Origin of the sequence: Mycobacterium sp. Root135 (genome assembly GCF_001426545.1) — a bacterium.
Classification (GTDB): Bacteria; Actinomycetota; Actinomycetes; order Mycobacteriales; family Mycobacteriaceae; genus Mycobacterium.
In genome coordinates this window covers 83,952-90,861 of sequence record NZ_LMEZ01000002.1, presented here as the reverse complement: position 1 = coordinate 90,861, position 6,910 = coordinate 83,952, and the positions used below count along the sequence as shown (strand labels likewise).

Genomic DNA, 6,910 nt, shown 5'->3' with positions numbered 1-6,910 from the left:
GGTCGAAGGACAACGCCGCCACCGCATCATGGGCCGCACGCAGCGCAGTCACCGCCGCCTGCACCCCACCCACGTCCATACATCGAACATACGTTCGAACATTGAAGACTCTCTGACGTTTTTCGTAAGAAGACTCTAAGAGCTAGTCATCGTCCATCTCCAGCACCGCGAACGGCGCCGTCGGCACCTCGGCGACCGACATCTTCGCCGCGGAATCGGTGGGGATGACGTCCCCGGCAAATGCCGCGAGCGCCTTGTTGGTGCCGACGTCGCGACCTGCCCTCTCGCTCAGAAGCCAGCGCACCTCGAGCAGATCGCAGTACGCCTGGATCGCGGTACCGCGTTGGCCGACGACGTCGTGCGCCAATTGCTGGTACGGGGTCAGGATCTCGATTACCCACAGGCGCGCGGCCGTCGACTCGTCCACGTCGTGGCCCGCCTCCCTGGCCAGCTGCGCCTGATACGCGTGCAGGTCGCCAAGCAGGATGGCCGCCTGGCCCTCGCCGACGTCGAGACCGGTGAGATCCCGAAGGTGCTGTGCGTGATACCTGCGGTCACCAACCGCCACCTTCACCCGCATGCGGCTCGGGTCCGATCCGTCTGGCTGCAAGGACAATTCGTCGACGGCGAAGCCAAGGTCGTTGAGCCGGCGAATGGTGCCCTCGACGCGATACCGGTCGGCGAAGCCGAACACGGGCTCGGCGTGCAGCAGGTCCCACAGCGTGTCGTAGCGCACCTGGACCTGTTCGGCCTCGGCGATCAGGGTCTGGTGGATCTCCTCGGGAAGGCCGAGCCGCTCGGCCAGGTCGACGAGGCCCTCCGCCACGTTCTCCACCAGGATTTCGAGATCGTGTCGACGCTGACCACGGCTCAACCGCGGATGCACCTCCGAGGTCTCGGCGTCGACCAACCACGCCTGGAGGAGCTGCCCGTCGCGCGAGAACAGCGTGTTCGCCAACGAACAGTCACCCCAGAACACCCCGTGCCGGTGCAGTTCGACGAGCAAGCCCGCCATCGCGTCGAGCAGCCGAGCCCGGTGCCTCGGCTGGTCCGGCGGCAGCCGCATGAACAGCCGGCGGTACTGCCAAGACCCTTCGAGGTACCGGGTCACCAGGATCGCGGTCTCGAACTCCGGCTGCAGCACCAGCCCCGCGGGATGCACTGCGGGCAGGCCCATCTCCTCGAGCTGCCGCAGGACGTCGTACTCCTTGATCGCGATCCGCGGCGGCATGTCCTTCACCGCCCAGAGATGACCGTCGGCGTCGACGAACTTCACCAGGTGGCGACTCATGCCCACCGCGATGTCGCGCAACGGGACGTCGGGCACCACCCACTCCGAAAGCGGCCTGTCCCATGGCAACCCGAGAAGATCCGGGGTTGGTGCGCGGAGCCGCAACTCCGGCGCACGCATCAGTTCAGGCGCTCGCCCGAGGTCGGGTGGAACAGGTGCACTGCCCCCTCCGGATGCCTGCGCAGGCGCACCGTGTCGGCCAGCCGCGGTGCCGTGCGCGGATTGCAGCGCGCCACCAACTCGGTGCCATCGCTGCCCGAGCCCGCGTGGGCATAGATGTAGGCCTCGGCACCCAGGTCCTCGACGAGGTCGACGACGACCTCCACCCCACCGGATTCGGCGACCTCGAGCTGTTCGGGCCGAACGCCGACGGTGACCTCGGAAAGACCGGCCTGGCTGATCTTCGCCAGGTCGTCGCGCTCCAGCTCGAACGTCGAATCGCCGAGCTTCACCCCGTCGGACGTGACCGTCGCGGTGAACAGATTCATCGCGGGCGAGCCGATGAACCCCGCGACGAACGCGTTCGCCGGGCGATCGTAAAGCTCGTTGGGAGAGGCGAATTGCTGCAACTTACCGAAGCGCAGGACGGCCACCCGGTCACCCATCGTCATCGCCTCGACCTGATCGTGCGTGACGTAGACGGTGGTGGTGCCGAGTCGGCGCTGCAGCGCCGCGATCTGCGTACGGGTCTGCACGCGCAGCTTGGCGTCGAGGTTGGACAGCGGCTCGTCCATGCAGAACACCTGCGGCTCGCGCACGATGGCGCGACCCATCGCCACGCGTTGGCGCTGACCACCGGACAGCTTGGCGGGCTTGCGATCCAGGTGCTCGGTCAGGTCGAGAACCTTGGCGGCCTCCTCGACCTTCGCGCGACGCTCCTCGGCCGACACGCCGCGCAGCTTGAGCGCGAAGCCCATGTTCTCGGCGACGGTCTTGTTGGGGTACAGCGCGTAGTTCTGGAACACCATCGCGATGTCGCGGTCCTTCGACGGCACGCCCGTCATGTCCTTGCCGCCGATCTCGATACTGCCCTCGTCGATGTCCTCGAGTCCGGCGAGCATGCGCAGCGCGGTGCTCTTGCCGGAACCCGAAGGTCCGACCAGGACGACGAACTCACCGTCCTGGATGTCGAGGTTGAGGTTGTCGACCGCGAGCTTGTCCGACCCCTCGTAGATGCACGATGCGTTCTTGTAAGTGATTGCAGCCATTGTGTTTAACTCCTCTACTTGATGGCGCCGAAGGAAAGACCACGAACGAGCTTGTTTTGGGCGAACCAGCCACACAGGATCACCGGAAGGGCGGCCATCGTGGCCGCGGCCGAGAGCACGGCCCAGTACTGACCCTCACCGGCGATGAAGCCGACGAGGTACACCGGCATCGTCTGGGCGTTCACCGCGGTGAGGTTCACCGCAAGGAAGAATTCGTTCCAGGCGAAGATCACGCAGATGAGCGCCGTTGCCGCGATGCCAGGTGAGACCAGCGGCAGGATCACTTCCCGCACCGATCGCCACAGGCTGGCGCCGTCGAGGCTGGCGGCCTCGAGCAATTCGCCTGGGACTTCGAGGAAGAACGAGCGCATCATCCAGATGGCGATGGGCAGGTTCATCGACGTGTAGAGGACGACCAGCGCCCAGATGTTATCCAGCAGACCGAGGTTGGACACGATCACGTAGAGCGGCAGGATCGCCGCGACGACGGGCAACATCTTGGTGCTCATGAAGAAGAACAGCGCGTCCGACGTCTTGCGGACCGGGCGCAACGACAGCGCGAACGCGGCAGGCACACCCAGCAGCAGCACCAGGATCGTCGACATCCCGGTGGCGAACACCGAATTCAACATCGCGGGCCCGATGCCCTGGTCGAAGACCGCGGAGTACTGATCCAGGGTCGGCGTGAAGAACAGCGTCGGCGGGTTGGTCGCCGCGTCACTCTCCTGCTTGAACGACGTCAGCACCATCCAGAACACCGGGAAGAAGAACCCAAGCCCGACGAGCCAGGCGACGATCCCCCACGGGCTGAACTTCTTCGACTTCTTCTTGTGGACGGGCGCGGCCTCGTCTGTGGCCGTTGCCCTTTCGGCAGTGGTCGTCATGTCTAAGCCGCCTCTTCCTTGCCGGAGAATGATTTGAAGATCAATCGGAGCGCGAAGCTGGCGATGATCATCGTGAAGATGACGACCACCACGCCCATCGCTGCCGCCTGCCCCATGTCGAAGCCGAGGAACGCGCGCTGGTAGATGTAGAACGGCAGGTTCGCACTGGCGACGCCCGGCCCGCCCTGCGTCATCATGAAGATGGCGTCGAACGTGTTGACCAGGTAGATGGCTCCGAGCACGACGCCCAATTCGATGAAGCGGCGAAGGTGCGGCAGCGTCAACTCCCGGAAGAGCTGGATCGCGGTGGCACCGTCGACCCGGCCCGCCTCGAGCTGGTCCCGCGGCATGGACGTCAGTCCGGCCAGGATCAGCAGCATCATGAACGGCGTCCACTGCCAGATCAATTCGACCATCACCATCGTCAGCGGGAACTGACCGATCCAGTCCACCGGCCCGATGCCCACCAGCGACAGCACCCAGTTGAGGATGCCGTTGTTGGGGTCGAGGATCGTCGTCTTCCAGACCAGGGCACCCGCGACCGGGGTGATCAGGAAGGGCGTGATCAACAGGGTGCGGACGACGCCGCGACCCAGGAACGCGCGATCGAGCAGTAGCGCGATTCCGAGGCCGAGCAGCGCCGAGATCAACACCACGCCGACGATGAGGATGACGGTGTTACCCGCCACCGACCAGAACTGACTGTCGTTGACGACGGCGATGTAGTTGTTGATTCCGACGAATTGCCGTGACCCTGGCCGGACCAGGTTCCAGGACAGCGTCGAGTAGTACAGCGTGAACAGGAACGGCACCTGCGTCACGGCGATCATGAAGATCAGCGCGGGCAGTAGCGGTCCTCGTCGGCGCCATCCCTCGGCCCGACTCACGCCGGTGTCTTGGGCTTCGCGGATCTTTCGAACCCGTTCCGCGACCGCCCCCTGACTGGCGTCCGACTCGGTTTCAGCGGTAAGAGTCATCACTTCTCCTGGTAGCTCTTGCCGACGACCTCGGCGTATTTCTGTGCTTGCTCCAGTGCCTCGTCGACCGTTATCTGGCCGGCGATGGCTGCACTGATCTGCTGGCTCACCCGAGTGCCGAGATCCTGGAACTCGGGGATGCCGACGAACTGCACGCCGGTGTACGGAACCGGTTGCACCGTGGGCTTGTTCGGCGTCGCGTTGGTGATCGACTGCAACGTCAACGGACCGTACGACTTCGAGATCGCCTCATACTCCGGAAGAGACGTGTAGGTCGACGTTCTGCTGCCGGGTGGGACGCGAGCCCAGCCCAACTTCTCGCCCACCAGCTTCATGTAGTCCTTGCTCGTCATCCACGAGATGAACTTCCAGGCACCGTCGGGGTTCTTGGCCGCCTTCGGGATACCGAGTGCCCACGTGTAGAGCCAGCCCGAGTTGGGCTTCTCCACGATCGGTGCGGGCAGGTAACCGATCTTGCCGACCAGATCGGGGTACGTCTTGGGATCCTCGATCGTCGAAACCGCCGACGTCGCGTCGTACCACATCGCCGTCTGACCCTGACCGAACAGGTTGGCGCATTCCTGGAAACCCGTTGAGGACGCGCCCAATTCTCCGGATTCCTTGATCGTGTTGACGTAGAAGTTGACGGCCTTCTTCACCTCGGGGCTGTTGAGCTGCGCGTTCCACTTGTCGTCGAACCAGCGGCCGCCGAAGGTGTTGATGACGGTGTCCAGCGGCGCCAGCACTTCACCCCAGCCGGGCTTGCCACGCAGGCAAATACCCGCATCCGAGATCTGCTTGGCCTTGATGGTCTTAGCCCACTCGGCGACCTCCTGCCAGGTGGGCTGGTAGCTCGGGTCCGGGTTTACCGTGATGCCAGCCTGTTCGAACATGTCCTTGCGGTACATCAGGAACGACGACTCGCCGTAGAACGGGACCGAGTACATGCTGCCCTCGTAGGACAGTGAGTCGCGCAGCGACGGGATGAAGTCTGCCTCGTCGTAGCCCGGGGTGTTCTTCGCGTAGTCCGAAAGGGGCAACAGCCAACCGTCTTTCGCCCACTGTGGCGTCTCGAAGTTGCTGATCATCGCGACGTCGAACTGACTGCCACCCATGGCGGTCGACATGGTGATCTTCGCGCGCGCCTGGTTCTCCGACAGCGAGATGAACTTCAACTTGATGCCGGGGTTCGCCTTTTCGAACTCCGGCGACAACTTCTGCGCGTCCGTCATCTGCGAGTTGGACACCAGGGCGATGGTCACCTCGTTGTCCGATGCGCCGAGACTGCCTGCGCCCGAACAGCCCGCGGTCAGCGTCAGCCCCAGGGCCACCGCGCACACCGAGAGCTTTCGCAATGCTCGTGTTGCTTTCATCTTCACCTCACTCCTCGTTGAGTACTACTGATCCAAGAGCCAACGTGCACAATCGATGTCGCATACCAGAAGTTTCCCCAATCCACCGCGAAGAGCGGCCCGCGTCGCTTCGTGCTTGGGTGGCCCACTGCAAATCAGGATGGTCTTGTCGCAGTTGCGGATGTCCTCGAGCGGCACCGACACCGCCCGGTGGGCGAGCTCGGTGACCACTGGCGCACCCTCGGCGTCGAAGAAGCGACCGCCGATTTCGCCGACGGCTCCGAGCGACACGAGTTCGTCGAGCATCCGCGTGTCGAGGAAGCTGCCTTCGAACAACGTGGTCGACGTGCTCACCGAACCGACGCCGAACAACATGGTGTCGGCGCGCCGACCGGTCTCAAGCGTCCGCGAGATCACCGAGTCGCTCCGCATGGACACGACGGTCGACGGGTCGGCGTACAAGGGTGCAGGAAGGCGCATTGCACTGGCGCGCAACATGTCCGCACCGCGACTGAGGATGAACTCCATGCCCGTCTGATAGGCGGCGGTGGACATCGCGCCGTCGAGTTGGACGACCACGCGGCAGCTGGCCACGCCGGGGGCCAAGGCGGTGACGGCGGCAACCTGCTCGGGCCCCCAGGTGAAGCCGAGGACGTCGTTCTCGGACAGCCGCCTCATGAGGAGGGCGCCCGCCGCTCGACCCAAGTGTCCGGTGACCACAGCTTCGGTCAGCCCGTACCGCTGCTCGAGCAGGCGTTCCTCGTCGGCGTGCAGGTCGTCCTTCATGGTCGGCGGCACGACTACTTCGATGCGCACCAGCCCTCTGGCCTTGGCCCTGGCGATCAACCTGCCTGCGGTGGGCCGTGATACGCCAAGCTTGGCGGCGATCTCGGCCTGCGTGAGTCCGTCGAGGTAGTAGAGCGTGGCCGCGCGGAGGGCGAGACGCAGATCCTCGGGCGTTGCGCCGCCGTTTGGGGCCGCATCCGCGGGGGGTTCCGCCACTTGGGTGTTCGACGTCGGTGTCGCCACCATCTCCGGTCCCCTTTCGGCGAAGTTAGTGAGCAAATGCTCGGGGTCGCGTGTAGATGCTCATCACGCTAACATGTGAATGTGACCTACACAACACTTTCAGTGCAGCGACCGTTTCGAGGCAAAACGACGGTTCAGACCGTCCGATTTCATGCCGACGCCTACCCAA

General features: G+C 64.4%; 6 protein-coding genes. All 6 read right to left on the bottom strand.

Annotated features, from left to right (window positions below; translation table 11 throughout):
* Positions 1-142: 142 nt before the first annotated feature.
* The 6 genes from ASD37_RS07825 to ASD37_RS07800 are packed head-to-tail and all read right to left on the bottom strand — an operon-like array spanning position 143 to position 6,744.
* A complete protein-coding gene (locus tag ASD37_RS07825; RefSeq protein ID WP_056550283.1) occupies positions 143-1,411 on the bottom strand; it encodes a DUF4032 domain-containing protein in 1,269 nt (422 codons plus the stop codon).
* Positions 1,411-2,499, bottom strand: coding sequence for an ABC transporter ATP-binding protein (locus ASD37_RS07820; protein WP_056550281.1), 1,089 nt, complete (start codon positions 2,497-2,499; stop codon positions 1,411-1,413). The genes ASD37_RS07825 and ASD37_RS07820 overlap by 1 nt, the downstream gene beginning before the upstream one ends.
* 14 nt (positions 2,500-2,513) lie before the next feature.
* Positions 2,514-3,383 carry a carbohydrate ABC transporter permease gene (locus ASD37_RS07815; protein ID WP_056550278.1) on the bottom strand — a complete coding sequence of 290 codons (870 nt, stop codon included), beginning with the start codon at positions 3,381-3,383 and terminating at the stop codon, positions 2,514-2,516.
* A 2-nt stretch (positions 3,384-3,385) separates the two neighbouring features.
* Positions 3,386-4,360: a carbohydrate ABC transporter permease gene (locus ASD37_RS07810; RefSeq protein ID WP_056550276.1), complete on the bottom strand. Its 975-nt coding sequence runs from the start codon at positions 4,358-4,360 to the stop codon at positions 3,386-3,388.
* A complete protein-coding gene (locus ASD37_RS07805; protein ID WP_056550326.1) occupies positions 4,360-5,733 on the bottom strand; it encodes a sugar ABC transporter substrate-binding protein in 1,374 nt (457 codons plus the stop codon). The genes ASD37_RS07810 and ASD37_RS07805 overlap by 1 nt, the downstream gene beginning before the upstream one ends.
* A gap of 24 nt (positions 5,734-5,757) precedes the next feature.
* Positions 5,758-6,744 carry a sugar-binding domain-containing protein gene (locus ASD37_RS07800; RefSeq protein WP_082570021.1) on the bottom strand — a complete coding sequence of 329 codons (987 nt, stop codon included), beginning with the start codon at positions 6,742-6,744 and terminating at the stop codon, positions 5,758-5,760.
* Positions 6,745-6,910: the final 166 nt, after the last annotated feature.